The sequence below is a fragment of the Collimonas fungivorans Ter331 genome, from assembly GCF_000221045.1.
GTDB classification, from domain to species: domain Bacteria; phylum Pseudomonadota; class Gammaproteobacteria; order Burkholderiales; family Burkholderiaceae_D; genus Collimonas; species Collimonas fungivorans_A.
In genome coordinates, this window is the sequence record NC_015856.1 from 181244 (window position 1) to 207466 (window position 26223).

25 protein-coding genes are annotated in these 26223 nt (G+C 62.0%); 15 read left to right on the forward strand and 10 right to left on the reverse strand.

All coding sequences use genetic code 11. The features are described 5' to 3' along the window. Positions 1-58: 58 nt before the first annotated feature. The 3 genes from CFU_RS00740 to CFU_RS25340 form a co-directional block, all read right to left on the reverse strand. Complete coding sequence (locus tag CFU_RS00740) at positions 59-1039, reverse strand: pyridoxamine 5'-phosphate oxidase family protein (RefSeq protein ID WP_014004139.1); 981 nt, start codon at positions 1037-1039, stop codon at positions 59-61. A gap of 51 nt (positions 1040-1090) precedes the next feature. Continuing rightward, positions 1091-1729: a glutathione S-transferase family protein gene (locus CFU_RS00745; protein WP_041741025.1), complete on the reverse strand. Its 639-nt coding sequence runs from the start codon at positions 1727-1729 to the stop codon at positions 1091-1093. A 136-nt stretch (positions 1730-1865) separates the two neighbouring features. Then, positions 1866-2438, reverse strand: coding sequence for a TetR/AcrR family transcriptional regulator (locus CFU_RS25340; protein ID WP_041741026.1), 573 nt, complete (start codon positions 2436-2438; stop codon positions 1866-1868). Between the two features lie 164 nt (positions 2439-2602). Here CFU_RS25340 and CFU_RS00755 point away from each other — a divergent pair, with 164 nt between their 5' ends. Together CFU_RS00755 and CFU_RS00760 are read left to right on the forward strand one after the other, a co-directional pair. After that, a complete protein-coding gene (locus CFU_RS00755) occupies positions 2603-3019 on the forward strand; it encodes a MarR family winged helix-turn-helix transcriptional regulator (protein ID WP_014004143.1) in 417 nt (138 codons plus the stop codon). Positions 3020-3099: 80 nt separating this feature from the next. Then, on the forward strand, positions 3100-3354 hold the full coding sequence (locus CFU_RS00760; protein ID WP_014004144.1) for a hypothetical protein: 255 nt from the start codon (positions 3100-3102) through the stop codon (positions 3352-3354). 55 nt (positions 3355-3409) lie between these two features. On the opposite strand, the gene CFU_RS23155 is transcribed toward CFU_RS00760, so the two are convergent. From CFU_RS23155 to CFU_RS00775, 3 genes are read right to left on the reverse strand one after another with little or no spacing between them, the layout of a single operon-like run. After that, positions 3410-4147, reverse strand: coding sequence for a helix-turn-helix transcriptional regulator (locus tag CFU_RS23155; RefSeq protein WP_014004145.1), 738 nt, complete (start codon positions 4145-4147; stop codon positions 3410-3412). A 12-nt stretch (positions 4148-4159) separates the two neighbouring features. Further along, positions 4160-5173 carry a response regulator gene (locus CFU_RS00770; RefSeq protein ID WP_014004146.1) on the reverse strand — a complete coding sequence of 338 codons (1014 nt, stop codon included), beginning with the start codon at positions 5171-5173 and terminating at the stop codon, positions 4160-4162. Between the two features lie 54 nt (positions 5174-5227). After that, complete coding sequence (locus tag CFU_RS00775) at positions 5228-6547, reverse strand: sensor histidine kinase (RefSeq protein WP_014004147.1); 1320 nt, start codon at positions 6545-6547, stop codon at positions 5228-5230. 163 nt (positions 6548-6710) lie between these two features. On the opposite strand from CFU_RS00775, the gene cqsA reads away from it, so the two are divergent. Then, positions 6711-7958: an alpha-hydroxyketone-type quorum-sensing autoinducer synthase gene (gene cqsA, locus CFU_RS00780; protein WP_050808433.1), complete on the forward strand. Its 1248-nt coding sequence runs from the start codon at positions 6711-6713 to the stop codon at positions 7956-7958. 44 nt (positions 7959-8002) lie between these two features. Here cqsA and CFU_RS00785 read toward each other — a convergent pair whose 3' ends face one another. After that, a complete protein-coding gene (locus tag CFU_RS00785) occupies positions 8003-8569 on the reverse strand; it encodes a DUF1697 domain-containing protein (RefSeq protein ID WP_238531376.1) in 567 nt (188 codons plus the stop codon). After that, positions 8566-9360: an IclR family transcriptional regulator domain-containing protein gene (locus tag CFU_RS00790; RefSeq protein ID WP_148264724.1), complete on the reverse strand. Its 795-nt coding sequence runs from the start codon at positions 9358-9360 to the stop codon at positions 8566-8568. The genes CFU_RS00785 and CFU_RS00790 overlap by 4 nt, the downstream gene beginning before the upstream one ends. Before the next feature lie 199 nt (positions 9361-9559). Here CFU_RS00790 and CFU_RS00795 point away from each other — a divergent pair, with 199 nt between their 5' ends. From CFU_RS00795 to CFU_RS23160, 5 genes are all read left to right on the forward strand, one after another. After that, a complete protein-coding gene (locus tag CFU_RS00795; protein WP_041741027.1) occupies positions 9560-10258 on the forward strand; it encodes a 3-oxoacid CoA-transferase subunit A in 699 nt (232 codons plus the stop codon). A gap of 30 nt (positions 10259-10288) precedes the next feature. Continuing rightward, positions 10289-10939, forward strand: a complete 651-nt coding sequence (locus tag CFU_RS00800) for a 3-oxoacid CoA-transferase subunit B (protein WP_014004152.1) — start codon at positions 10289-10291, stop codon at positions 10937-10939. A 21-nt stretch (positions 10940-10960) separates the two neighbouring features. Further along, positions 10961-12163, forward strand: coding sequence for a 3-oxoadipyl-CoA thiolase (gene pcaF, locus CFU_RS00805; RefSeq protein ID WP_014004153.1), 1203 nt, complete (start codon positions 10961-10963; stop codon positions 12161-12163). Positions 12164-12235: 72 nt separating this feature from the next. Next, complete coding sequence (locus CFU_RS00810; protein ID WP_014004154.1) at positions 12236-12775, forward strand: isochorismatase family protein; 540 nt, start codon at positions 12236-12238, stop codon at positions 12773-12775. A 151-nt stretch (positions 12776-12926) separates the two neighbouring features. Continuing rightward, positions 12927-13382, forward strand: coding sequence for a transposase (locus tag CFU_RS23160; protein ID WP_190275208.1), 456 nt, complete (start codon positions 12927-12929; stop codon positions 13380-13382). A 38-nt stretch (positions 13383-13420) separates the two neighbouring features. On the opposite strand, the gene CFU_RS00820 is transcribed toward CFU_RS23160, so the two are convergent. Both CFU_RS00820 and CFU_RS00825 read right to left on the reverse strand, forming a co-directional pair. Continuing rightward, positions 13421-13870 carry a ProQ/FINO family protein gene (locus CFU_RS00820; RefSeq protein ID WP_041741028.1) on the reverse strand — a complete coding sequence of 150 codons (450 nt, stop codon included), beginning with the start codon at positions 13868-13870 and terminating at the stop codon, positions 13421-13423. Positions 13871-14076: 206 nt separating this feature from the next. Beyond that, positions 14077-15027 carry a helix-turn-helix transcriptional regulator gene (locus tag CFU_RS00825; protein ID WP_014004157.1) on the reverse strand — a complete coding sequence of 317 codons (951 nt, stop codon included), beginning with the start codon at positions 15025-15027 and terminating at the stop codon, positions 14077-14079. A 270-nt stretch (positions 15028-15297) separates the two neighbouring features. Between CFU_RS00825 and CFU_RS00830 the strand changes: the two genes are divergently transcribed. From CFU_RS00830 to treF, 7 genes are all read left to right on the forward strand, one after another. Then, positions 15298-15945 (forward strand): LysE family translocator, encoded by a 648-nt coding sequence (locus tag CFU_RS00830; RefSeq protein WP_041741029.1) that lies wholly within the window; start codon positions 15298-15300, stop codon positions 15943-15945. 309 nt (positions 15946-16254) lie between these two features. Continuing rightward, a complete protein-coding gene (locus tag CFU_RS00835; RefSeq protein WP_014004159.1) occupies positions 16255-17574 on the forward strand; it encodes an MFS transporter in 1320 nt (439 codons plus the stop codon). Between the two features lie 10 nt (positions 17575-17584). After that, complete coding sequence (nirB, locus tag CFU_RS00840) at positions 17585-20146, forward strand: nitrite reductase large subunit NirB (RefSeq protein ID WP_041742871.1); 2562 nt, start codon at positions 17585-17587, stop codon at positions 20144-20146. A gap of 9 nt (positions 20147-20155) precedes the next feature. Continuing rightward, positions 20156-20509, forward strand: coding sequence for a nitrite reductase small subunit NirD (nirD, locus tag CFU_RS00845; RefSeq protein ID WP_014004161.1), 354 nt, complete (start codon positions 20156-20158; stop codon positions 20507-20509). Next, positions 20506-21753 carry an NAD(P)/FAD-dependent oxidoreductase gene (locus CFU_RS00850; RefSeq protein WP_050808434.1) on the forward strand — a complete coding sequence of 416 codons (1248 nt, stop codon included), beginning with the start codon at positions 20506-20508 and terminating at the stop codon, positions 21751-21753. The genes nirD and CFU_RS00850 overlap by 4 nt, the downstream gene beginning before the upstream one ends. A gap of 12 nt (positions 21754-21765) precedes the next feature. After that, complete coding sequence (locus CFU_RS00855) at positions 21766-24513, forward strand: nitrate reductase (RefSeq protein ID WP_014004163.1); 2748 nt, start codon at positions 21766-21768, stop codon at positions 24511-24513. A gap of 64 nt (positions 24514-24577) precedes the next feature. After that, positions 24578-26215 carry an alpha,alpha-trehalase TreF gene (gene treF, locus CFU_RS00860; protein WP_041741030.1) on the forward strand — a complete coding sequence of 546 codons (1638 nt, stop codon included), beginning with the start codon at positions 24578-24580 and terminating at the stop codon, positions 26213-26215. Positions 26216-26223: the final 8 nt, after the last annotated feature.

Genomic DNA, 26223 nt, shown 5'->3' on the forward strand with positions numbered 1-26223 from the left:
CGAAGCTCAGCCAGGAAACTGGTCAAGCCGGCTGCCTTGGAAAAGGCAGCCGGCTTTTTTATTGCCAGGATCCCATGGGCGCCAGCGCCGGCGACAGTTCCGCTTCGCCCCAGCGCAGCGGCAGCGAGGCCTCGACCCGTATCGCCTGCTCCACATGGAAACGCAACAGGCGCTCGGCGCCTGCGAATGCTGCGACTTCGGGACCGTCCCAGATCAGCTCGGCGCTGACCGCCAGGTACAGCAGATCGCCGCCGGCGAAATCGATGAACAGCAAACCGGCGCGCGGATGTTCGACCAGGTTGCCGATGGTGTTGAAGTAAAAATTGCCGACAAAATCAGGCACCGTCAACGTCTTGGCATCGTCGATGCGGACGAAGCCGGGCTTGCCGCCGCGGTGCGAAACATCAACCCCGTGCTGGCGCTCGCCGGCCGCCGCGGGTTTGCCCATGAAAGCAGAGGCAATGAAAAAAGTGTCGGCGCCGGCGATCAGGTTTTGCATCGCGGCGTCGAGCTGTTCCGTCCTGTGGACCACTGGCGCTGCTGCAGCGCCATCTTCAATCAGGGCGGGACGGCGCGCCTGTATGTATTTAGGGCAGTTGCCGAAGCTCTGGTCTACCTTCAGCGTCCACCCTGCCGCATTGATTTTCTCGACCTTGCCGTTCATGCGGTTGCGGCGGCGGGTATGCGGTTCTATGCCCAGGATGCCGATCGCTGCGTTGTGAGCCAGGTTCTGCTGCAGCGGATCGGCCGCCAGCACATGCGGGTGCAGCTCCAGGTGTTCGGCATCCGGCGAAGTTGCAAAACCGGGGGCGCCGGTCACTATCGAGGCCCACGGCTGTTGCTCGCGGTCGATGCTGCCGACGATCAAGAACGGCAGCTGCTGGAAGAATTCGCGGTGCTGGTCCGGCATGAAGCTGCGCAGCAGCTGGCCGCGGCTGGCCATTTTTTCCAGCACGCCGACACGCTGCTGCACTGCCTGTTCGCCGCTATGGAAAGGCGTGTTCGCAGGACTGCTTGCAGCCGTTTCTGGATGGGACATGTCTTGCCTCCTTGGTGGAGCGTTCCGATCGGTTGCGGCCGGAGCGCAGTCTCAGGCTGCCAGCGCCGGCGGGGTGGCTTGCATGGCGACAAAACCGGCCAAGGCTTCAACCCGGCCCAACCAGGCGCGGATATGCGGGTAGTCGTCCAGCGTTACGCCGCCTTCCGGCGCATGCGCTATATAGCTGTAAGCCGCCACATCGGCGATCGTCACCTGCGTGCCGGTCAGGAACTGGCGGCTGGCCAGGTGCGGTTCCAGCAGCGTGAACAGATGTTTTGCGGTGGCGCAGGCTGCGCCATGGTCCAGCGGCATGCCGAACAAAGTGGCCAGGCGGGCGCTGGCCGGGCCGCGGAAAATCTCGCCTGCGGCCAGCGACAGGAAACGCTGCACGGTGGCCGCCCCCAGAGGGTCGCGCGGCAGCCAGCCGACATCGCCATATTTGCTCGCCAGATAAACCAGGATCGCATTCGAATCGGCCAGCGTAACCTCGCCGTCTTCAATCACGGGTACCTGGCCGAACGGGTTTTTCGCCAGGAATTCAGGCTTTTTCTGTTCGCCGGCGCGCAGGTCGATATCGATCATTTCAAACGGCAAGTCCAGCAAAGACAGGAACAGCTGCACCCGATGGGCGTGGCCGGACAAGGCAGCGCGATAAAGACGGATAGGATGGGCTGGACGGGCGCTTGGCATGGAAGATCTCCTGAATGGCTTGGATAAAAAGCACCGCAAGCGATGCCTGGTGAAACGGCTGATTCTGTACCGAACAATCGGTACAATACAAAGGCAAACCCACCCTGTCAAGTAAAAACAGGAAATCCAATCAAAATTACTCGGTTGACTGCGGGCCCAGCAGGATGGCGGGAAAGTTTTCTATCATGCGCAAAAAGGGACCGTTGCTGTCCAGCGCGCGCGACACGATCAGCGAACCCTGGATCGCCACTACCGCGTTTTCCGCACGCACCGCCGCCTCCACCTTGTCGACGCCAGCCTGTTCCGCCACCTCGGCCAGCAAGGCCATCAGCGCCCGCATGCGGGCGCCCAGGTGCTGCTGGAACAGCGAACCGGCCTCGCCTATGGTGAACACGTCCATCAGGCAGGGCGCCGTGCCGTTAGCGTAATATTCCGTCAACTTGCCGGCGAAACGCTGCAAGCGGATGGCGGAGACCTCGCGGCTGTTCAAGGTGGACAGCACATGCTGGGTAAACCAGGCGCCGACCGCTCCCATGGCGGCGCTCGCCATGTCTTCCTTGCCATTCGGGAAATAATGGTAAAGACTGGACCGGCCCAGTCCGGTGGCTTCAGACAGGCGCGACAGGCTGCTGCCCTCATAGCCGTAGCGGCGGAAAGCGGCAAGAATGCGGTCGACAACCTGGTCGCGGGTGAGAGTGGCTACTGGCATAAAATTCAGACCTGACGTTTGTACCGAATGTTCGTTGCTATCAATGTAGAGGTGAAATACCAAAACAGCAAGGGCATCTGTGCAAAATCCGCGCGCGTGATCCGCAATCTGGGGGAAGTGCAATAATAGTTGCTTAGCTAATTATATTTATCTAGAATAAAGCCATGTTCGATCACTGCCTCTATTTCAACACCACTGCGCTGGCGCGCGTCGTCGAGCGCGAGTGGAATGCTGCCTACCAGCCGTTCGACCTGACTGCGCCGCAGGGTTTCGTCTTGCGCGCAGTGTTGAGGCAGCCGGGCCTGCTCAATAGCGAACTGGCCGGCATCTTCGGCATTGCCCGGCCGACGGCGACCCGGCTGCTGGATGCGCTGCTGGCCAAGAATCTCATCGAACGTCGCCCTTCTGCCGCCGACGGCCGTGAATGGAATATCTTTCCGACCGCGGCGGCGCTGGCGCTGGACGAACCGATCAACGCCGTCAGCGCGGAACTGGCCCAGCGTCTGCGCGGGCAGATGGGAGGCGAGCGCTTTGACGATTCGATCAGCGCCCTGCGCGGAGTCAGGGAAAGCATCGGCTGATTGCCGGGACGCAGCAGGCAAGCCAGCCTTAATTTTTATCCAATTAGTTGTCTAGCTAACTTATTTGGGAAGGAATCGCCATGCCAGCCATTTCAAGGGATGTGCAGAAAACCGCGGGACGCCACGCCATGCTGGCGGCGCTGGCAGTTGCCGCTGCGGCGGCCGGAATCATCCTGTACTTCTTCGCCGAGCCAGGCCTGCTGGATAGCCAGGGTGCTTGCCTGGCGGCGCATGCGGCCGACTACGGCGTCACCACGCAGCAACTGCGCAGCGACGTCAGCCGTCAGCCGGAACTGGTGGCGGCGCTGTCGTCCTGTTCCGGCATGGCGCCTTAGTTGCAACAGGGCGCACCCAGCGCCACGCCAAGATGCATAGCCGATGCCTTGCCGTTCAGGTATTGGGTTTGATGATACCCATCATGACCGCTCTGCTAATTGCATGGCGGGTACTGTAGACGCCCAGCTTCATCGCCACATTCTTCATGTGGAAATACACGGTGCGCTGCGATATGCCCAGGATCAGGCCGATTTCGCTGCTGGTCTTGCCGTCGGCGCTCCAGCGCAGGCATTCGAGTTCGCGCGCCGACAGGATCGGTTCCTGGTTCGGCGCCACCTTGCGCCACAAGCGTTCAGCCGCTTCCTGCAGATAGACGCCGAGCAGCAGGGCGTCGGCCTGGGCCGCGGTAGACATCACCGCCGGACCCGCCGCATTGCTATAGAAATCGAGGCGGCTCGCCGTATGCTTGCTGTGCAGCGCCACGCTCATGCCCTGCGTGACGCCCTTGGTCTTCAACAAGGGATAGATCTGTCCGCCGTGCAGCAGGCACAACTGGTCGACCTGCCAGTTCAGCGGCAGGCAGGAACGCACCAGATGCTGCCGGACCGGATCGGTCTTGTCGTCTGCCGGCTGGCCGAACTGCTGCAGCATGGCGCTTGGCAGGCTGCCGAACAGCTGCACCTGCGCCACGCCGTTGACGCCGGCGATCTCCATCCGCAACATGAAATCGCACATGCCGAGCTGCGCCAGCAGCCGTTGCATGCATGCGCGCAGCTGCTCCCAGTCGGGAGCCTGCACGACCTGCAGCAGGTCGGGAGCGGATAATCGAGGAGCGGTTTCGCTTCGCAGCATGGGATGGGGGTTCTATGATTTTATGTCGGCGGACTGGTCGCGCAAGAAATCCGCCAAGGAATAAAAGGGTTCGCGTAAATAATGGGTCGGGAAATCAAACAGCGCCCAATAGTAGTCCTGGGCGCCGAAACAAATCTGGGCCGGCAGACAGTATGATAGCCAATCGTGGCGCAACGCGTCGGTATACATGCCGCCGCTGTCGGAAAAGAACGGCACCAGCCGCATTTCGCGCAGGCCGGTCAGCAATTCCAGCGGCGCGCCGTAGTCTTGCGCCACCTCCAGCTGCGACATCAGGCTGGCTTCGGTTTCCACCACCATCAGCGTTGCCTTGCCCTGCATGTCGAAGAACAGGATGCCGGTCGGGTTGGGAAACAGGTAATACTCGACAAAGCCGTGCCGTTTGCACAGCTGTTCGACCAGCGTTTCCAGCGCCGGGTCCGACAGGAACGTATAGGAATGGCGCGACAGCAGGTCTTTCAGCGTCAGCGACTGGGCATGGAAGAATTCCTTTTGCAGGCTGCGGATTTCCAGTTCCAGGTGGTCGAGCGCATCGTGGTCGCTTTTCTTGATGAAGCGGTCGATCAGGCCGCGGTTGAAGGCGTCGATTGCGATCTTTTCGTCGGCCTGGCCGGTAAACAGGATCTTCTTGCAAGGCAGGTCCTGCACCGCCTGGCAAAACGCCAGGCCGTTCATTTGCGGCATGGCGTAGTCGATCACCAGCACCGACGGCAGCAGGAAACGGCGGCGGTTCATCGATTGCCGGTAAATCTGCTCGATATCTACCGCCACCGTGCGCCGTTCGAACGAGAACGCCTGTTCATCGTAATTGACCCGGATCGACTGGCTCTTGCTGGGCGAATGGCGATAGGCGTCGCGCAGCCACTCGAGGGCGGCCTGGGTATCGTGGAACACCTTGCGCGCCATGTGCGGCGGCAGCTGGAAAGCCAGGCTGTCGAGGAAACTCTGGCTATCGTCGATCAGGATAGTCAGGGTCGGATGTTGATAAACAGGTAATGAAATATTCATGTCAGGGGCATTGCCGGCGCAAGGATGGCGTTTGCGCTTGGTCTGGAAAGACAGTTAATTTAACAGAGAGCGCATGTCTGCTGCTTTTTGTTGCACTATGGGTGGAAAATCCAGCACAAAAATGGTGTAGCGGAGCGGACGTGAAACCACGCGTATGCGCGCCCCCCAGGCTTCCAGCACGTCCTTGCAAAAAGCCAGCCCGATGCCGGTGCCGCTGGATTCGGGATAGGCGTAAAAGCGTTCGAAAATCTGCGAGGTGCGGCCTGCCTCTATGCCGCAGCCGGTATCGATGAACAGCAGCCTTGGCCTCGGGCGGGTGCCGTCCAGCACAATCCGGATCCGGCCCTTGCCGACGCGCTGGATCGAAGTCAAGGCATTGCGCAGCAAATTGATCAGGACCATCGAACACAGCTCGACCTGTCCCAGCAGGCGAAAATCGGAGCGGATCGTGATGGCCACCAGCTCACGCTGTTCCTGGTTGACGAACGGATAGCGCTGCATCATCAGTTCCACCACTGCAGCCATCGACACGATGTCCTTCGGCACCAGGTTTTCCCTGCCGGTCGAGGCGCTCAGCAGGAACAGGTCGATTACGTTGTTCATGTGGCGGACTTCGAGTTCGATCCGGGCCAGCGCCTTTTCCATCGGCACCTGGCTTGGCGTCGCCTGCGGCGCGTTCTCCTGAAGCAGCCGGCTCAAGCCGCGCGCATTGGCGTTGATGCTGCGCAAAGGCGTGCGCAATTCGTGCGATACGGTCGCCAGCGCGGTCGCCATGCCGGCCAGCTTTTCCCGCGCCAGGACTTTTCTGCCGACCTTGGCGAGCGACACCGTGAATACCGCGAACAGCTGGATCGGCACTTGTTCCAGCATCTCCGGACGGAGCGGCATGAGGCTGCCGTGGACTACTGAATAAACAACGTAAGCGAGCAGGGTTCCTATGACATACGACAGGAAGGCCAGGGCGGTGTCGAAGTGGAACAGGAGGATCAGTCCGATCAGCAGCGACTGGCCCCATATCGCTGAACCGTCATTCATGAGGAACATGAACGTGAAAAAAAACGGCAGGCCGAAGGTCAGGCAAACGAAAAAATAAGCCGCCAGCCATTTTCTCTGGCGCAGGTGGCGAATCAAGATGATCGGCCCGCAGAGCGCGACGCAAAACAGGCGCAGGCTGAGGTTTTCGTACGGCTGCGGAAACCAGTACGCCCAGACCACGTAATACAGCGGCATGCCGATCACGGCGACCCACGCCAAGATCGCTACGCGGTTGGCCATGTCATTGAATTGAGTATTGATGCTCAGCCACCAGCGGCTTGCCGCGCGCTCCCAAGCCCGCCAGCGCTTGCTTTTCCAGCTGCTAATGTTTTCAATCATGATGTATCAGATATTAGGCCTATTGGATTTGATGCGGGGTCGTTGCGAGGCGACGCTAAGTTAGCGATGTGCTAAGTCCAATTGCATAACCTGATTCCACGTTCCAGACAGGGACATGGCGGCTCTGTTTGGTTTTTCATCTGAAAGTATAGGGGAGAAAATCATGCCATTAACAGAAAGCTACCACGAACCTTTGATTTTGGCAGCAGAGCAGCGCCTGCCAGCCTTCGTATCCACCCGTCTGGACGAGTATTACACGGATCGCATGGAAAAATTGTGGGGCGGCGAACACTTGCTGCACTGGAGTTCACCTGGACCGAACGCTATTTATTTATCTAGCAACGATTATCTGTGCATTGCCGCGGAACCGAGGCTGATCGAGGCGCAGGCAGCGTGCCTGTTGCGCGGTGAAGCCGACCTGCTGATGTCGACAGTGTTCGTGCGGGAAGGCAGCGCCCAGCCGTGCCTGGAAAAAAAAATGGCAAATTTCATGGGGGCGGAAGACGGCTTGATCACGCAGTCCGGCTGGAGCGCCAATGTCGGCCTGCTGCAAACCATAGCCGGTCCCGGCGTGCCGGTCTACCTGGACATGCAGGCGCATGCTTCCTTATGGGAGGGGGTGCATGCGGCCCAGACGCGGCCGGTGCCGTTCTTGCACAATGAGGTTGAGCATCTGCGGCGCCAGGTGCTCAAGCACGGCGCCGGCGTGATTGTGGTCGATTCGGTCTACAGCGTCAGCGGCAGTGTGGCTCCGCTGCGTGAAGTGCTGGCTGTCGCCGAAGAAAGCGGCAGCATCCTGGTGGTGGACGAATCGCATTCGCTCGGCACGCACGGTCCCGCGGGGGCCGGTCTGGTGGTGCAGATGGGCTTGGCCGATCGTGTTCATTTTCGTACTGCATCGCTGGCCAAGGCTTTCGGCGGACGGGCTGGATTCATCACCTGTTCCAGTAAGTTCAAAGGCTACTTCCTGTCCACCTCGCGTCCGGCCATTTTCAGTTCCTGCATGCTGCGGCATGAGCTTGCCTGGTTCGACGCTGCGCTCGATTTCATCCGCAACGCGGATGAGCGGCGTCTTGCCTTACATCGCAACGCACGCCGCGTACGCGACGGTTTGAACAAGTTGGGCTACAACGTCAGCGACGGCACGGAGCAGATCATTGCGCTGGAAGCCGGAACCGAGCCGAAGACGCAGGTGCTGCGCAAGGCGCTGGAAGCGGAGGGCATTTTCGGCGCGGTTTTTTGCGCCCCGGCGACACCCAAGAACCGCTCTCTGGTCCGGCTGACGCTCAACTCTGGCCTGACCGAAGTGGAAATCCGGCAGATCTTGCAAGCCTGTGCGGCGATTCGTGAAAAAGTGCAGTTGGCCGACTGGTCATCCAGCAAGCGCAAGGCTGCAGCCGCTGTCAGCTGACCTCGCCGGCTGACTTCCCGGAGCTCGGAGTCTGCGGGAGGAGCTCAGCCATGTTTCAGGACCAGGCGCCGCACCGTGTTCCAGCTTCTGGTGGTAGCCGGCAACCCGAGCAGCTTTTCCAGGAAAGCGTTCGGGCTGCCCGGACTGCTGCCGATTTTCCTGCTGACGCTCAGCGCTTCCGAGCCGGTGCAATGGAATATCTCAAGGTCGCGCCGCTTCGACTCCAGCGGCAGCGCAGCCGGCATGACACTGTCGGCATGCAGGAAAGAGATACAGCATTCGTAAACATCGCCGCGTTCGATGGCGGCGAACAGATCCAGCGCCACCAGCCCGGCGAGATAGTCGATGCTGCGGATGTATGCCGGTTCCCTGAGGCCGCATTCCGCTTGCAGGATCTGGCGCGCCAAGGCCAGGACTTTCATCGCACGAGCCTCGCTCTTGACGGTAAAAACCACGGTGCCGTTGGTCAGGAATGACGCGGCGGCGCTGGCGCCGGCGCTGATGAACGCCGCTTCCAGCTGGGCCTTGCTTGGGCAGTTGGGCCGCCCCAGGTTGAGGTTGCGGAAAAAGGCAGCGTACTTCACGCCATCGGGTTTGCCGGCCGGCGTCATTTTTGCGCCCGCACCAGCAAATTGATCTTTGCCGCGGCGGCCAGCAGCATCGGCAGGCAATGTTCAAGCAGGTGCGCCGGGGTTGGATTATTCACCTGGCCGCTGAGATTGATGGCGGCCACCACCCGGCCGTTGCGATCGAACACCGGCGCGGCCAGCGAGACCAGGCCCGGCTCCAGTTCTTCATTGACCATGCACCAGCCTTGGATTCGCACCTGCCGGATGATTTCCAGCAGCCGCTGCGGATCGACCACCGTTTGCGCCGTATGCGCCGGCAACGAGGCGGCGGCCAGGCGCTGCACTAGGGTTTCGTCCGGCAAACCGGCCAACAGCACGCGGCCCAGCGAAGTGGCGTAGGCCGGCAAGCGGCTGCCGACGCCCAGGTTGATCGACATGATCTTGTGCGCCGGCACCCGCAGCACATACACGATGTCGTCGCCGTCCAGCACGGCGGCGGAGCAGGACTGGCGCAGGCTTTGCACCAGGTCTTCCATCACCGGCTGGGCCTGGGTCCAGACCGGCAGCGACGACAGGTAGGCAAAACCCAGTTCCAGCACTTTCGGCGTCAGGCGGAACAGGCGGCCATCCATTTCGACATAGCCCAGGTGCAGCAGGGTCAGCAAGATGCGGCGCGCGCCGGCGCGGGTCAGTCCGGCGCCGGCCGCGACTTCGGTCAGCGTCTGCGCCGGCGCCCGGGCGCCGAAGCTGCGCAGCACCGCCAGTCCGCGTGCGAAGGACTGGACATAGCTGTCGCCAGGTTTGGGATCGCTGACATCGGACGGATTCGGCATGGCCATGCTTTCATTAAAGTTGTAGTACGCAAGATGCAACGCGCAGGCGTAAAACGGCCCAGGCGCAAAGATGAGCGAATAAGCAGCGGTTGACATTGGCCTGCCAGCTGACTATTCTTTTGAAATAAGTTCTTTATACGAATATTTGTTCATTATAAGAACTTTATTATATTTTTCAACTGAAAAGTTCGTAAAAACCATGATCAATAAAATTATTCCTTCGGTCGAACAGGCGCTTGCCACTATTCATGACGGCGCCACGGTCATGATCGGCGGTTTCGGCGGCGCCGGACAGCCGGCGGAACTGATAGACGCGCTGATCGCGCAGGGTGCGCGCGACCTGGTGATCGTCAACAACAACGCGGGCAACGGGGAAACCGGATTGGCGGCGCTGCTGAAGGCGAGGCGGGTGCGCAAGATCATCTGCTCTTTCCCGCGCCAGGCCGATTCGCAAGTTTTCGACGGCCTGTATCGCGCCGGCGAGCTGGAGCTGGAGCTGGTCCCGCAAGGCAACCTGGCGGAACGGATCCGCGCCGCCGGCGCCGGCATCGGCGCCTTTTTTACGCCTACCGGCTACGGCACGGAACTGGCCAAGGGCAAGGAAACCCGCGAAATCAACGGCAAGATGTATGTGCTGGAACATCCGATCCACGCGGATTTCGCTCTGATCAAGGCCGAATGCGGCGACCGCTGGGGCAACCTGACCTACCGCAAGACCGCGCGCAACTTCGGCCCCGTCATGGCCAGCGCCGCCAAGGTAACGATCGCCTCGGTGCACGAAATCGTCGAGCTCGGCAGCCTCGATCCCGAAAGCGTGGTTACGCCCGGCCTGTACGTCCAGCGGGTGGTGCAGGTGCCGCGCAGCGCAACCGGCCCGGCCGGTTTCAAGGCTGCATGAATAAGCAGAGGACAATGAGAAGAGGACATGATGAACCAGTCGATAAATAAGTGGAGCAGGGAACAGATGGCGGCGCGCGTGGCGCAGGACATACCCGACGGCGCCGTGGTCAACCTGGGAATCGGCTTGCCGACGCTGGTGGCGAACCAGTTGCCGAGCGACCGTGAAGTGATCCTGCACAGCGAGAACGGCGTGATCGGCATGGGCCCGGCGCCGGCCGCCGGCGAGGAAGACTACGACCTGATCAACGCCGGCAAGCAGGCGGTGACGCTGCTGCCGGGCGGCTGTTATTTCCACCATGCCGACAGCTTCGCCATGATGCGCGGCGGCCATCTGGATGTCTGCGTGCTGGGCGCATTCCAGGTGTCGGCCGGCGGCGACCTGGCCAACTGGCACACCGGCGCCGCGGATGCGATTCCCGCTGTCGGCGGCGCCATGGACCTGGCCATAGGCGCCAAAAAAACCTATGTGATGATGGAGCATCTCACCAAGACCGGGGAAAGCAAGCTGGTCGCGGCCTGCAGTTATCCGCTCACCGGGATTGCTTGCGTGAGCCGCATCTATACCGACCTGGCGGTGATCGACCTGAGCGCCGACGGCGCCAGGGTAACCGCCATCGTCGACGGCCTGTCGTTCGAGGAGCTGCAGCAGCTGACCTCGGTGCCGCTCGTCATGGCCTGACTAACCGATCCAGGAGAAACCATGTCCCACGCTTTCATTTGCGATGCCCAGCGCACACCCTTCGGCCGTTATGGCGGTGCGCTGGCCAGCGTGCGCGCCGACGATCTCGGCGCGATTCCGATCCGCGCCCTGATGGCGCGCAATCCCCAGGTCGACTGGCAAGCGGTGGCCGATGTCATCTACGGCTGCGCCAACCAGGCCGGCGAAGACAACCGCAACGTGGCGCGCATGTCGGCGCTGCTGGCCGGCTTGCCGCTGGAAGTGCCGGGGGCGACCCTGAACCGCCTGTGCGGATCGGGCCTGGACGCGCTGGGCACGGCGGCGCGCGCCATCAAGAGCGGCGAGGCCGGCCTGATGATTGCCGGCGGCGTCGAGAGCATGAGCCGGGCGCCGTTCGTGATGGCCAAGGCCGAGAGCGCGTTTTCGCGCAGCGCCAGGATCGAAGACACTACCATCGGCTGGCGCTTCGTCAACATCCTGATGAAGCAGCAGTACGGCGTCGATTCGATGCCGGAGACCGCGGAAAATGTCGCTGCCGAATACGGCATCAGCCGCGCCGACCAGGACCAGATGGCGCTGGCCAGCCAGATGAAAACGGTAGCGGCGCAAAACGCCGGCTACTTCGACAGCGAAATCACGCCGGTTGCAGTCCCGCAGAAAAAAGGCGAAACCATCATCGTCGATAAAGATGAACACCCGCGCGCCACCAGCCTGGAAGCGCTGGCCAAGCTGAAACCGGTGGTCAGGCCGGACGGCAGCGTCACCGCGGGCAATGCCTCCGGCGTCAACGACGGCGCTTGCGCACTGCTGTTGGCCGACGAAACCAACGCCGCGAAACATGGCCTGGTGCCGAGGGCCCGGATCGTCGCCATGGCTAGCGCCGGCGTTGCGCCGCGCCTTATGGGCATGGGCCCGGCGCCGGCGACGCTGAAAGTGCTGGCGCTGACCGGCCTGAACCTGGCCCAGTTCGATGTGATTGAGCTCAATGAAGCGTTCGCCGCCCAGGGGCTGGCGGTGCTGCGCCAGCTCGGATTGCAGGACGACGACCCGCGCGTCAATCCGAACGGCGGCGCCATCGCGCTCGGCCATCCGCTGGGAGCTTCCGGTGCGCGCCTGGCCGCCACCGCAGTCAACCAGCTGCAGCGCATTCAGGGCCGCTACGCGCTGTGCACGATGTGCATCGGCGTCGGCCAGGGGATTGCGGTGGTGCTGGAACGGGTCTGATTGCGGGCGGACGGGAAAGCAGCTGCGGCGCGTGGTATAAAACCGGATATGTCCTAAACATCTTATCTGCCCATGAGCTATCTCTGCGACGCCTCCCGCGCAACCCTGATCATTGTCGACCTGCAGGAAAAACTGATGCCGGTGATCGATGACGGCGCGCTAGTCTTGCAGCGTGCGGTGCTGCTGGCGCAGGCCGCGGGGTTGCTGGGCATTCCCGTGATCGGCACCGCGCAGCAGCCGTTGCGGCTGGGGCGCACCGTCGCGCCCATTGATGCGTTGCTGGACCGGACCATAGAAAAAACCAGCTTCGATGCCTGCGCCCAGGCTCCATTCATGGCGGCGCTGTGCAATGGCCGGGACGAGCTGGTGGTGCTGGGCTGCGAAGCCCATGTCTGCGTGCTGCAGACGGTGCTGGGGTTGCTGCACCGGCAGCGCCGGGTAAAGCTGGTCAGCGATGCGATCGGTTCGCGCCGCGGCAGCGACAAGCAAGCGGCGATCGGCCGCGCCTGTGCCGCCGGCGCTGAAATCGTCAGCAGCGAAATGCTGATGTTCGAATGGATGGGCAATAGCGACCATCCGGAATTCCGCAAAATACTCAAGCTGATCAAGTAGCCCGGCGGGCGGTCGCCTTGCGCGATATGCGCCGCCAGGAAAACACAGGCATTTCCTGTCCACGGATTCAGCCATCCCTTATGTATTTTTCACTCGAAATGATCAAAAATATATCGAACAGTTTGATAACCACCAGCATGGTATGGACGATATGGATCTGCGAGAAGAGCATTGGCAAAAACTGAAACCGCTGCTGCTGGGAGGAGATGCTGACCCCGGCGCCACCGGCCGCGACAACCGCCTGTTCCTGCAAGCCATTTTGTGGGTGGTGGAGAGCCGTTCGAAATGGTCGGCGCTGCCGCCGGAATTCGGCCGCTGGCAGACCGCCTATGTGCGTTTCATGCGCTGGAACCAGGCCGATATCTGGCGCCAGCTGGCGAATCGCCTGAGCGACGACAGCGAACTGCAAAGGAAGCTGGAAGCGATCGTCGCGTTTGGCGACGAATACACGCGGCGCGCAACACAAAGGCTGACGAACAAGGGCAACCGGGACGCTTACAGTTCGATGCTGGGCAAAGCGGCCCGGCAAAAACCCTGTGTTTCAATCGAAGAAAATACGATGGCCGGCGCCGGTTCCAACTGGATATGGCTGCTGACCCGCAAATGAGCCGGCTGCCGTAAACGCTGCGCAGCCGGTCAAATTTTTCAGCCGCGGTTGCGCGAGAATTTTGCGGTCAGCTGGTTCAGTTTTTCCGCATGCTGGCGCGCTGCTTTTTCGGCGGCTTCCTGGGCCGCTTCGGCGGCGCGCTGGGCCTTGCGCTGTTCGGCGTTTTTCTTGAAACGTTCGCGCAGCGTCTCGGTGGCATGGGTGCGATGGACTTCCGTCACTTCATCCGTGCTGTTGCCTTCGAGGTCGAACCGGTGCGTCGCTTTTTCCATCCCCTTGAGATAGCGCAGCGAGTTGGTGTGCATGCCGAGCGCTATGCGCAAAGTCTTGCGGTTGAGTTCAGGCGTCAGGGCGATGAGCTGCTTGTCGATGCCGATCGCGAGCGGCTGGTAATCGCGGAATACCGCGAATTTTTCCTGGAGTTCCTTGAGCAGAACGCGAGCGGTTTGAACAGGGTTAGGAGTGGTTGCAACAGCAGGTGTATTCATTGACAACAAAAGCGTTATGTTTTAGAACGCTCAGGATATCACGGAGATGCCTTGAAACTCTTGCCGGGGCCGTGTTTTCGGGGCTTAAGCGCTGTTTTTATGCAGCTTGTTGTTCTGCGGAGAACTGTAAAGCCGCGAATCTGCATCACAACCACTCTATCGTGCATTGCATCATCGACATACTGTCAATATTGCGAGGCAGGGCTCTAATTGCCCGCCAGCGCCAATAATCTTTGCGCACAAATCCTGACGGCGTCGCGCAATTGCGGCGGATGGCGGATCTCGAATGCGAACGGCAGCCGCGCCAATTGCCTGGCAAACCAGTCGAGATCGTCCGACTGGTTATGGACCAGCACGCCATCGGCGGTCTGCTCGAAGATGCCGATGGCGTCGAACAGATGGTCGCGCGCCGACTTGAGATCGGTCTTGAGCAATACCTCTATCGCAAACGCGCGCGGCATGGTGGCGACCGAAAACGCCAGGTGGGCCAGGGCGTCGAAACTGGCCGGGCGGATAAAACTTTGTTCCAGCAGCTGCACCTGGCGGATCCGGTCCAGCCGGAACGAGCGCAGGTCCTGGCGCAGATGGCACATGCCCGCCACGTACCAGCGGCCGCTGCGATACACCAGGCCATAGGCGTCGAAATCGCGCTCGCTGTCGTCGCCGCCGGCGCTGCGGTAATGCAGATGCACGCGCTGCCTGTTTTGCGCCGCCGCGCTAAGCGCCACCAAGGCAGCGTTGTCGGCCGGCGAGACGGCTTGCGACAGGTCGAGCTTGACTGTCTCGTCGACGGCGCTGACGCGGCGCTTCAGGTTGGCCGGCATGATCCGTTCCAGCTTGGCCTGGGCGCTCGCCACGGCCGGCGCCGCTTCGGCCAGGCCCAGGCTGCGCGCCGCCAGCAAGCCGATCGACAAGGCCAGCGCCTCGTCGTCGGTAAACATCATCGGCGGCAGCTTGAAGCCGGCGATCAGCGCATAACCGCCGTGGCATCCGCGATCGGTTGTGATCGGGATTCCCATTTCTTCCAGGGTCACGATGTAGCGGCGCAGCGTGCGGCTGTCGACCTCCAGGCGCGACGCCATCTCGGCTCCGCTCATCCGGCCATGGGTTTGCAGCAGTTCCAGCACTGCCAGCACGCGTGTGGTTGGGTGGTACATGCTTAGGCCCCGTTAGGCAATAAGTTGAACATTTGTGCTGGCCGTAGCTGGCGCGCTGCTGCGTTGCCCACCACTTGCAGTGCTCGCACTGCAGCGCATCGGGCGCCTTGCATCGCATCCAGCTACGGCCGCCCAAATGCCCAACTTATTGCCTAACGCGCCCTTTGCAGGATAGTTTATATATAGGGCGGATTGTGTCCTATATATACTTTATCGTCGGTTCCAGCAACAAAAATACAAACCAACCCATTGCGCGCAAGGAGCCTCCCAATGAACCAATCCGTCAATCTCTGGCTGTATTTCATGATCGTATTCGGCGTCATCATCCTGCCCGGGCTGGACATGGCTTTCGTGCTGGCCAGCGCGCTGGTCGGCGGCCGGCGCTCGGGCCTGGCGGCGGTGGCAGGGATTGTCGCCGGCGGCGTCTGCCACATGACCATGGGCGCGCTGGGCCTGGCGGTGGTGCTCAAGCTGTGGCCTAGCCTGTTCAACCTGGTGCTGCTGGCCGGCGCTGCCTACATCGCCTGGATCGGCTGGTCGCTGCTGCGCAGCGAGAGTGGTTTCCGTTTTGCATCGGCGTCGCCTGAGCCGGCCCCGGCCAAGGCGCCTGCCACCACTTTTTACCAAGGCATGTTGACCAGCCTGCTCAACCCGAAAGCCTACGTATTCATGCTGGCGATATTCCCGCAGTTCCTGAAAATCGATGCCGGCCCGATCTGGAGCCAGGCGCTGGTGCTGTGGATAATCACCGCGCTTACCCAGGCAGGCGTGTACGGTTTCATCGCCATCCTGTCCAGCCGCACCCGCAGCTGGTTCGACGCCAATCCGCGCGGCAGCTTGGTCGCGGCGCAGGCAGTGGGCGCATTGCTGATTGCCGCCGGGATATTTACCGGGATCGAGGGCTGGCAGGCGATATAGCCGGCGCACGGCCGCTGCACCGAAATAGAGTGCAGCGCACCATTTTCAGGCAAAAAATCCTGCGCCGCGCGCTGCAACGGCGCGGCGGGCAAAATTTCCCATGCTTCGAAAATGAAAAACTCCTTTTAAATCAATGTATTAAATTGATGGCACGGCGTTTGCTCTGGATCAGGCCATAGGATCAACGAAGATCCGACCTTTTCTAACGCAGGTCCAATGATGGATCTGTTGGACAACGGCGTCCTCTTGGCCCGACCACTCTATGGTTGGGACGAGAGGACGCCTTTTTGTTTTTAAAGAGACAAAAAAATGGCAAATAAAGCGACCAGTATCCAACTCTTCAGCCTGCGCACACCTCAGATGCGTGCCTTTCATCTGACCTGGATGGCGTTCTTCGTCTGTTTCTTCGCATGGTTCGCCTGCGCGCCGCTGATGCCGCTGATCAAGGGACAGCTCGGACTGAGCATGGCGCAAATCGCCAATATCAATATCGCCGCAGTAGCAGTGACGATACTGGTGCGGTTGCTGGTCGGTCCGCTGTGCGACCGCTACGGCCCGCGCAAAACTTATACCGGGTTGCTGCTGATAGGCGCGTTGCCGGTGTTCGGCGTGGCCATGGTGCAGAGTTATGAGAGCTTCCTGTTCTTCCGCCTATGCATTGGCGCGGTCGGCGCCAGTTTTGTCATCACGCAGTATCACACCTCGGTCATGTTCGCCTCCAATGTGGTCGGCACCGCCAATGCAGCCTCGGCTGGGTGGGGCAATGCCGGCGGCGGCGCGGCGCAAGCCTTGATGCCGTTGCTGGCGACAGCGTTGCTGATGCTGGGCGTCAGCGAGACCTTGGGCTGGCGTCTGGCGTTGTTGGTGCCAGGCGTGTTCATGCTGATCATGGCGGCGCTGTACTGGCGCTATACGCAGGATTGCCCGCAAGGCAATTACGCGGATTTGCGCGCCCGCGGCGTGGCGATAGAGGGTGGGAAAAAGGGCGGCTGGGCCAGTTTTCGCGCCGCCAGCGCCAACTACCGGGTGTGGCTGCTGTTCGTTACTTACGGCGCTTGTTTCGGCGTCGAGATTTTCATTCACAACATCGCTGCCATTTATTACGTCGACCACTTCGGCTTGTCGCTGAAGGGGGCGGGCATGGCCGCCGCCAGCTTTGGTTTGCTAGCCTTGTTTGCGCGTGCGCTGGGCGGCTGGCTGTCCGATAAAGCGGCATTGCGCGGCAACCTGGATAGCCGGGCGGCATTGCTGTTTGTGCTGATGTTGGGCGAGGGTTTGGGTTTGCTGTGGTTTGCCCACGCCGGCAGCGTGGCGCTGGCGGTGGTGGCGATGCTGACGTTTGGCCTGTTCACCCACATGGCCTGCGGCGCCACTTATGCGCTGGTGCCGTTCATCGACCGCAAGGCGCTGGGCGGCGTGGCCGGCATCATCGGCGCCGGCGGCAATGTCGGCGCGGTTGCTGCCGGTTTCCTGATGAAAGGCCTGGGCGATACCCAGCAAACGCTGACCATGCTCGGCGCGCTGGTGACGATTTCGGCGCTGTGCGCCATCGCCGTGCGCTTCAGCCCGGAACACAAGGCGCAGGAACAGGAATTGCACGATCTCGCACTAGCCACCCGAAATGCATAAAGGACGCACCATGAAAATCATCGTCATCGGTCACGGCATGGTCGGCCACAAGTTCCTGGAATGCCTGGCCGAGGCCGGCACGCCAGGGATGGCAGTCACTGTGCTGTGCGAAGAACCGCGCCCGGCTTACGACCGCGTCCACCTGTCGGAATTCTTTTCGGGCAAATCGGCGCAAGACCTGTCGCTGGTGGCGCCCGGCTTTTTCGAAGCCAACAGCCATATCGAACTGAAGCTGAACGCCAAGGCGCAACTGATCGACAGCATCGCCAGGACCGTGACGGTGAATGTCGGCGGCGCCATCGAAATCCTGTCGTACGACAAGCTGGTGATCGCGACCGGCTCCTATCCGTTTGTGCCGACCCTTGCCGGCAACCAGCGCAAGGATTGTTTTGTCTACCGCACCATCGAGGATCTGGAAGCGATGCTGGAATGCGGCAAACGGTCGCGCAGCGGCGTCGTCATCGGCGGCGGCCTGCTCGGGCTGGAATGCGCCAAGGCTTTGCGCGACATGCAGCTGGAAACCCATGTGGTCGAGTTCGCGCCGCGCCTGATGGCGGTGCAGGTGGATGAAAGCGGCGGCCGCATCCTGCGCCAGAAAATCGAAGAACTGGGCGTCACTGCGCATACGCAAAAGAACACCCTGGAAATCGTCGACGGCAAAAGCGGCACGCATCGCATGAATTTCGACGACGGCAGCCATCTCGATACCGACATGATCGTATTTTCCGCCGGCATCCGTCCGCGCGACGAGCTGGCGCGCGACAGCGGCCTCAAGGTCGGCGAGCGCGGCGGCATCGTGATCGACAACAGCTGCCGCAGCTCCGATCCGGATATCTATGCGATTGGTGAATGCGCTTTGTGGAACGGCCGCATATTCGGCTTGGTGGCGCCGGGTTACGACATGGCGCGTATCGCTGCCAAGCACATGCTCACGGTTGACGGCAGCACGGCGGTTCCTGAATTCAGCGGCGCCGACATGAGCACCAAGCTCAAGCTGATGGGCGTCGATGTCGCCAGCATCGGCGATCCGCACGGCAAGGAAGCCGGCAGCCGCTCCTACCAGTTCACCGACGAGCGCAAGCAGATCTACAAGAAGATCGTGGTGTCGGAATGCGGCAAATACCTGCTGGGCGGCGTGATGGTGGGCGACGCCAGCGAATACGGCACGCTGCTTCAGATGATGCTCAACCGCATCGAACTGCCGGCCTCGCCCGAGTTCCTGATCCTGCCGCAGGCCGACGGCCAGGCCAGGGTGGGCTTGGGCGTCGATGCCTTACCGGAAACGGCGCAGATCTGTTCTTGCAATAATGTGTCGAAAGGCGACTTGTGCGCGGCGGTGAGCGCCGGCGCCACCAGCATCGGCGCCCTGAAAAGCTGCACCAAGGCCGGCACTTCCTGCGGCGGCTGCGTGGCGCTGGTGACGCAGATCATGAAGTCCGAGATGAAGAAGCAGGGCGTGGCCGTCAACAACCATGTCTGCGAACATTTTCCGTATTCGCGCCAGGAGCTGTTCCACCTGGTGAAGGTGGGCCAGATCAAGACTTTCGGCGCCCTGCTGGAACAGCACGGCAAGGGCCTTGGCTGCGATATCTGCAAGCCGGTGACGGCCAGCATCCTGGCTTCCTGCTGGAACGACTTTGTGCTGAAAAAGGAACACGCCAGCCTGCAGGATTCGAACGACTACTTCCTCGGCAATATCCAGAAAGACGGTACCTATTCGGTGGTGCCGCGCATGGCCGGCGGCGAGGTCACGCCGGACGGCTTGATCGCGGTCGGCCAAGTCGCCAAGAAGTACGGCTTGTACACCAAGATCACCGGCGGCCAGCGGGTCGACCTGTTCGGCGCCCGCGTCGAGCAGCTGCCGCTGATCTGGGAAGAGCTGATCGCGGCCGGCTTCGAATCCGGCCACGCTTACGGCAAGTCGCTGCGCACCGTCAAATCCTGCGTCGGCTCGACCTGGTGCCGCTACGGCGTCGACGACAGCGTCGGCCTGGCGATTGCATTGGAAAACCGCTACAAGGGTTTGCGCGCGCCGCACAAGATCAAGTTCGGCGTCTCCGGCTGCACCCGCGAATGCGCCGAGGCGCAGGGCAAGGACGTCGGCATCATCGCCACCGAAAAAGGCTGGAACCTGTACGTGTGCGGCAACGGCGGCATGAAGCCGCGCCATGCGGAACTGCTGGCATCGGACCTGGACAAGGCGACCTTGATCCAGACCATAGACCGTTTCCTGATGTTCTACATCCGCACTGCCGACCGCCTGCAGCGCACCAGCGTCTGGCGCGACAACCTGGAAGGCGGGCTCGATTACCTGAAACAGGTGGTGGTGGACGACAAGCTGCATATTGCAGCCGAACTGGAAGCCGACATGCAGCACGTGGTCGACACTTACGAATGCGAATGGAAGCACGCGGTGACCGATGCCGAAACGCGCAAGCGCTTCCAGCATTTCGTCAACAGCGAACAGGCCGACAATAACGTGGTATTCATGCAAGAGCGCGGCCAGATCCGTCCGGCCACCATAGAAGAACGCAAGCGCATCAACATCCCGGTTGTCGTGGAAACCGTTTAAAGGAATACCATGCACAACGACCAACAAAGCAGCAACTGGATCGCCGTTTGTCAGCTGGACGATATCTTGCCGGACACCGGCGTCTGCGCGCTGGTCAACGGCGAGCAGGTTGCCGTGTTCCATGTGGTCGACGGCGAACATCGAGTCTTCGCCATCGGCAACTACGATCCGAACGCCGAAGCGGCGGTATTGTCGCGCGGCCTGGTCGGCAGCCTGGGGGAGCGCATCGTAGTCGCTTCTCCCATCTATAAACACCATTTCGATTTGCAGACCGGCGAATGCCTGGAGGCGCCGGAACATTCCGTGAACGCCTATCCGGCCCGCATCAGCGAGGGCAAGGTGTGGGTAGCCGCATGCATATGAACATCGCAAATGACACGCCATCGACAGCCAGGAAACCGGCGCTGGCGGTGATCGGCAACGGCATGGCTGGCATGCGCACGGTCGAAGAACTGCTGAAGCTGGCGCCGGACCTGTACGACATCACCGTGTTCGGCGCCGAGCCGCACGGCAACTACAACCGCATCCTGCTGTCGCCGCTGCTGGCGGGCGACAAGAGCATGGACGACATCATGCTCAATACGCCGGAGTGGTACCGGCAGCACGGGATCACGCTGCATGCCGGCGATCCGGTGACCGGCATAGACCGGCAGCGCCGGATTGTCCGCTCGCGCGCCGGCATCGAGCTGCGCTACGACCGCCTGCTGCTGGCGACCGGCTCCAAGCCCTTCATCATTCCGGTGCCGGGCCATCAACTGCCGGGCGTGATCGCCTTCCGCGATATCCAGGACGTCGAAACCATGCTGGCGGCGGCGCGCAGCCATCGCCATGCAGTGGTCATCGGCGGCGGCCTGCTCGGGCTGGAAGCCGCCAACGGCCTGTTGCGGCAAGGCATGGATGTGACGGTAGTGCATGTCATGGACAGCCTGATGGAAAGGCAGCTGGACAAGTCGGCGGCGGTCTTGCTGAAGAAGGCGCTGGAACAGAAAGGCCTGCGGTTTTTACTGAACGCTCAGACCGCTGAAATTATCGGCGCCGAACAAGTCACCGCGGTGCGCTTCAAGGATGGCACCGAGATTCCTGCCGACCTGGTGGTCATGACCGCCGGCGTCCGTCCCAATATCGAACTGGCGCAGCAGGCCGGCCTGCATTGTGAACGTGCGATCGTGGTCGACGATACCTTGCAGACCTACGATCCGCGCATCTATGCGGTAGGCGAATGTGTGCAGCACCGCATGGCGACTTTCGGCCTGGTGGCGCCGATCTGGGACCAGGCGCGCGTATGCGGCGCCCACCTGGCCGGCGCCGGCCATCGGCGTTATGTGCAGCAGGCCACCGCCACCAAGCTCAAGGTTACCGGCGTCGACTTGTATTCGGCTGGCGATTTCATCGGCGGCGAAGGCAGCGAAGACCTGGTGCTGCGCGATCCGCGCCGCGGCATCTACAAGCGGCTGGTGATCAAAGGCCCGCATATCGTCGGCGCGGTATTGTATGGCGACGTCAAGGACGGCCCCTGGTATTTCGAGATGATCCAGGGCCGCACCGATATTTCGGCGCTGCGCAGCCAGCTGCTGTTCGGCCAGGCGCTGTGCGCCCAGGCCGCCTGAACGGGAGCGCGCATGGATCCGGTCCCGACGTTTCCCTTGCTTGCGGCCAGCCAGCTGGCCGGCACGCTGACCACTTGTCCCTATTGCGGCGTCGGCTGCGGCGTGCGCGCTACCGTGCGCGGCGACGGCCAGGTCGACATCGCCGGCGATGAAACCCATGCCTCGAATGCGGGCCGCCTGTGCGTCAAGGGTTCGGCGCTGGGCGAAACCGTCGACCTGGACGGCCGCCTGCTGCATCCGCAGATGCGGGCGCGGCACGGCGATGCATTGCAGCGCGTGTCCTGGGATGCGGCGCTGGACAAGGTCGCGCTTGGTTTTCGTTCAGTCATCGAGCAACACGGCCCGGACGCTGTTGCGCTGTACGTCTCGGGCCAGTTGCTGACGGAAGACTATTACATTGCCAATAAACTGATGAAGGGTTACATCGGCAGCGCCAACATCGACACCAATTCACGCCTGTGCATGTCGTCCGCCGTCGCCGGCCACAAGCGTGCTTTCGGCGCCGACCTGGTGCCGCTCTGTTATGAAGACCTGGAACTGGCCGACCTGGTGGTGCTGGTCGGCTCCAACACCGCGTGGTGTCATCCGATCCTGTTCCAGCGCATCGCCAGGATCAGGGAAACGCGGCCGCAGATGAAGCTGGTGGTGATCGATCCGCGCCGCACCGCCACTTGCGAACTGGCCGACCTGCACCTGCCGTTGAAGGCCGGCAGCGATGTCTGGCTGTTCAACGGCCTGCTCAGCTTCCTGGCGCGCCACGATGCCGCCGATGGCAGTTTCATTGAAGCGCATACCAATGGCCTGGAGGCGGCGCTGGAAACCGCCGAGGCCGAATGCGCCGACCTGGCGGCGGTAGCAAAAACCTGCAAACTCGATCCGCAAGACTTGCTGACTTTCTACGAATGGTTCGCGGCGAATGAGAAAGTGGTGACCGCCTTTTCGCAAGGCGTCAATCAATCGTCGTCCGGCACCGATAAGGTCAACAGCATCATCAATTGCCACTTGCTGACCGGGCGCATCGGAAAAGAAGGCATGGGTCCGTTTTCGATCACCGGCCAGCCGAACGCCATGGGCGGCCGCGAGGTGGGTGGCATGGCGAACATGCTGGCCGCGCACATGGACCTGGACAATCCGCGCCACCGGCAGACGGTGCAGGATTTCTGGCAGGCGCCGCGCATGGCGCAGCGGCCCGGGCTGAAGGCGCTGGACCTGTTCCAGGCAATCGAAGCCGGCCAGGTCAAGGCGGTATGGATCATCGCCACCAACCCGGTAGTCAGCCTGCCGGATGCGGACCAGGTGCAGCGCGCGCTGGCCAAGTGCGAGCTGGTGGTGATGTCCGATATCATCGAAAAAACCGACACCGGCGCTTTCGCCCATGTCGTGCTGCCGGCCCTGGGCTGGGGCGAGAAAGATGGCACGGTCACCAGCTCGGAACGCCGCATCTCGCGTCAGCGCGCTTTCCTGCCGGCCCCGGGCGAAGCGCGCGCCGACTGGCAGATCCTGTGCCAGGTGGCGCAGCGCATGGGTTACGCAGGTTTCGATTTCAGCGCAGCGCACCAGGTGTTCGACGAGCACGCGCGCCTTAGTTCCTTCCGCAACGGCGATGCTTTCGGCCAGCGCCGGGTATTTAATCTGGCCGGCCTGAGCGGCCTGGACCAGGCCGCCTTCGATGCCTTGCAGCCGGTGCAATGGCCTGTCGTCGCCACCTCTGCCGGTGAAAAACAGGGTACGGCACGGCTGTTCGCCGATGGCCGTTTTGCCCACGCCGACGGCAAGGCGCGTTTTATCGCTACCGCGCCAAGGGCGCCGCAGCACGCAGCCGACAGCGACTATCCGCTGAGCCTGAATACCGGCCGCGTGCGCGACCAGTGGCACACCATGACGCGCACCGGCAAGTCGCCCAAGCTGGCTGACCATGTGCCGGAATCTTTCGTCGACATGCACCCGCAGGATGCTTTGCTGTATGGCGTGCGAGAAGGCGCGCTGGCGCGCGTGTCCAGCCGCTGGGGATCGATGGTGGCGCGGGTGCAGCATGGCGGCGGCATCGCGCGCGGCAGTATTTTTGTGCCTATCCATTGGAACGGCCAGTCGGCGTCGGACGCGCGGGTGGGAGCGCTGGTCAATCCGGTGGTCGATCCAGTTTCCGGCGAGCCGGAATTCAAGCATACGCCGGTGCTGGTCGAAGAATTCCGCGTGGCCTGGTACGGGTTCGTGCTGAGCCGCGGCCGGCCGGTGCTCGACGACGTCACCCACTGGACCCGGATCCAGGGACGGCGCTTCAACCGTTACGAACTGGCCGGCCGCAGCCCGATCGCCGACCATGGCGCCTGGGCCGCCGACCTGCTGGGCGTTGCTATTGCCGACGCCGACTGGCTGGAATATCAGGACGCCAGCGCCGGCATCTATCGCGCGGTGCATGTGGTGGATGATCGTATCGAGGCTTGTCTGTTCCTGTCGCCGCGGCCGGACCTGCCGTCGCGCGCCTGGCTGGCCGGCCTGTTCGTCAAGGAGCAGCTGGAAGATGCCGACCGGATCGGCCTGCTGCTGGGCCAGCCGATAGCGAAGGGCGCCGATACCGGCCCTACGGTGTGTTCCTGTTTTTCAGTCGGCCGCAATACCATTTGCGATGCGGCGCGCAAGCAGGGCCTGACCACCGTGGCACAGGTCACCGCCTGCCTGAAAGCCGGCGGCAACTGCGGCTCTTGCGTGCCGGAGATTAAAAAGCTGTTGACGGAAATCTCAATTGTAGAAGTGGTATAGACCGGGAAATCTGATTAACTAAGTTACCATTATTTTACTTAAAACGAAAATGATGGAGACGAACATGGTTTTCTTCTTTGCACCATCGCGCCGGCATTATTCCCGTTTAGCCGCGCTGATCCTCGCGGCCGGCCTTGCCATTGCCGCACCGACGTACGCCGATACCTCCGCTGTCCTTAACACCGCTGCTTATCCGGCGCCACCGTCCGAGCTGTATCCGCAGCTGTTTTCGGCGGTGCAGACCAGCCAGGTTTTCGAGGACGGCAAGACCTTTGTCGACGCCTTGCCGAAAGGCCGGCCTGCCGCCATCGAAGCCGAGTACCTGCGGACCAAGGAGCGGCCCGGTTTCGCGCTGGCGGATTTTGTCCGGCAGCATTTTGAACTGCCGCAAGACGATCCGGACGCTTACGTCAGCGATCGCTCGCAATCGCTGCAGCAGCACATCGCCGGCTTGTGGCCGCACCTGACCCAGCAGCCGGCGAAGACCAGCGCAGCCTCGTCGCTGCTGCCTTTGCCGCAACCTTATGTGGTGCCGGGCGGGCGCTTCCGCGAAGTGTATTACTGGGATTCCTACTTCACCATGCTGGGCCTGCTGCAAAACGGCAAGCCGCAGCTGATTCGTGCCATGGTGGATAATTTCGCCAGCCTGATCGACCGCTACGGCCATATCCCGAACGGCAACCGCAGCTATTACCTGAGCCGCTCGCAGCCGCCGTTCTACTTCAAGATGGTGGGCCTGCTGTCGACCCAGGACCCAGCCGCCGCCTATGCGCGCTACCTGCCGCAGCTGCGGCGCGAGTACGGCTTCTGGATGGATGGCGAGCGTGGACTCAAGCCCGGCACGGCATACCGGCGGGTAGTGGCGCTGGCCGACGGCGCCGTGCTGAACCGCTACTACGACGATCGCGCCGTGCCGCGCGACGAATCGTATGCCGAGGATGTCAACCTGGCCAGGCAAAGCGGACGCCAGCCGGCCGAGGTCTACCGCGACATACGCGCCGGCGCCGAAAGCGGCTGGGATTTCAGCAGCCGCTGGTTCGCCGACGGCAAGACCCTGGCCACCATCGAGACTACGGCGATCCTGCCGGTCGACCTGAACAGCTTGCTGTACGGCCTGGAAAACGCGATCCGGCTTGGCTGCGAACGGGTGCGCGACCTTGCCTGCAACGGCGATTTCAAGCAGCGCGCCGAACGCCGTCGGGTTGCCGTGCAAAAGTACATGTGGGATGAAGCCGGCGGCTACTACGTCGATTACCAGTGGCGCAAACAGCAGTCGACCGCGCGTCCCGGCGCCGCTGCTTTTTATCCGCTGTTTGCCGGCATCGCCGAACCGGTGCAAGCGGCGCGTGTCGCGCAATGGGCCGGCAAGGAGCTGTTGAAACCGCATGGCATTGTCACTACGCCGGTCGACAGCGGCCAGCAATGGGATGCGCCCAACGGCTGGGCGCCGCTGCAATGGATCGCTGTGGACGGCCTTAACCGCTACGGCCTGCATGCCCAGGCGCGCGATATCGCTACGCGCTGGATGGGCAAGGTGCAGCAGGTCTACGCCGGCAGCGGCAAGCTGGTGGAAAAATACGATGTGGTCGGCAGCGGCGCTAAAGCGGGTGGCGGCGAATATGCCTTGCAGGACGGCTTCGGCTGGACCAACGGCGTGGCGATGCAGCTGATGACGCTGTATCCCGAGCTGAAACGTCCGTGACTTGTTAA

Coding starts and splice junctions, on each gene's coding strand:
- CFU_RS00740 (WP_014004139.1), bottom strand. CDS start 1,039: ATGTCCCATCCAGAAACGGCTGCAAGCAGTCCTGCGAACACGCCTTTC.
- CFU_RS00745 (WP_041741025.1), bottom strand. CDS start 1,729: ATGCCAAGCGCCCGTCCAGCCCATCCTATCCGTCTTTATCGCGCTGCC.
- CFU_RS25340 (WP_041741026.1), bottom strand. CDS start 2,438: ATGCCAGTAGCCACTCTCACCCGCGACCAGGTTGTCGACCGCATTCTT.
- CFU_RS00755 (WP_014004143.1), top strand. CDS start 2,603: ATGTTCGATCACTGCCTCTATTTCAACACCACTGCGCTGGCGCGCGTC.
- CFU_RS00760 (WP_014004144.1), top strand. CDS start 3,100: ATGCCAGCCATTTCAAGGGATGTGCAGAAAACCGCGGGACGCCACGCC.
- CFU_RS23155 (WP_014004145.1), bottom strand. CDS start 4,147: ATGCTGCGAAGCGAAACCGCTCCTCGATTATCCGCTCCCGACCTGCTG.
- CFU_RS00770 (WP_014004146.1), bottom strand. CDS start 5,173: ATGAATATTTCATTACCTGTTTATCAACATCCGACCCTGACTATCCTG.
- CFU_RS00775 (WP_014004147.1), bottom strand. CDS start 6,547: ATGATTGAAAACATTAGCAGCTGGAAAAGCAAGCGCTGGCGGGCTTGG.
- cqsA (WP_050808433.1), top strand. CDS start 6,711: ATGCCATTAACAGAAAGCTACCACGAACCTTTGATTTTGGCAGCAGAG.
- CFU_RS00785 (WP_238531376.1), bottom strand. CDS start 8,569: ATGACGCCGGCCGGCAAACCCGATGGCGTGAAGTACGCTGCCTTTTTC.
- CFU_RS00790 (WP_148264724.1), bottom strand. CDS start 9,360: ATGCCGAATCCGTCCGATGTCAGCGATCCCAAACCTGGCGACAGCTAT.
- CFU_RS00795 (WP_041741027.1), top strand. CDS start 9,560: ATGATCAATAAAATTATTCCTTCGGTCGAACAGGCGCTTGCCACTATT.
- CFU_RS00800 (WP_014004152.1), top strand. CDS start 10,289: ATGAACCAGTCGATAAATAAGTGGAGCAGGGAACAGATGGCGGCGCGC.
- pcaF (WP_014004153.1), top strand. CDS start 10,961: ATGTCCCACGCTTTCATTTGCGATGCCCAGCGCACACCCTTCGGCCGT.
- CFU_RS00810 (WP_014004154.1), top strand. CDS start 12,236: ATGAGCTATCTCTGCGACGCCTCCCGCGCAACCCTGATCATTGTCGAC.
- CFU_RS23160 (WP_190275208.1), top strand. CDS start 12,927: ATGGATCTGCGAGAAGAGCATTGGCAAAAACTGAAACCGCTGCTGCTG.
- CFU_RS00820 (WP_041741028.1), bottom strand. CDS start 13,870: ATGAATACACCTGCTGTTGCAACCACTCCTAACCCTGTTCAAACCGCT.
- CFU_RS00825 (WP_014004157.1), bottom strand. CDS start 15,027: ATGTACCACCCAACCACACGCGTGCTGGCAGTGCTGGAACTGCTGCAA.
- CFU_RS00830 (WP_041741029.1), top strand. CDS start 15,298: ATGAACCAATCCGTCAATCTCTGGCTGTATTTCATGATCGTATTCGGC.
- CFU_RS00835 (WP_014004159.1), top strand. CDS start 16,255: ATGGCAAATAAAGCGACCAGTATCCAACTCTTCAGCCTGCGCACACCT.
- nirB (WP_041742871.1), top strand. CDS start 17,585: ATGAAAATCATCGTCATCGGTCACGGCATGGTCGGCCACAAGTTCCTG.
- nirD (WP_014004161.1), top strand. CDS start 20,156: ATGCACAACGACCAACAAAGCAGCAACTGGATCGCCGTTTGTCAGCTG.
- CFU_RS00850 (WP_050808434.1), top strand. CDS start 20,506: ATGAACATCGCAAATGACACGCCATCGACAGCCAGGAAACCGGCGCTG.
- CFU_RS00855 (WP_014004163.1), top strand. CDS start 21,766: ATGGATCCGGTCCCGACGTTTCCCTTGCTTGCGGCCAGCCAGCTGGCC.
- treF (WP_041741030.1), top strand. CDS start 24,578: ATGGTTTTCTTCTTTGCACCATCGCGCCGGCATTATTCCCGTTTAGCC.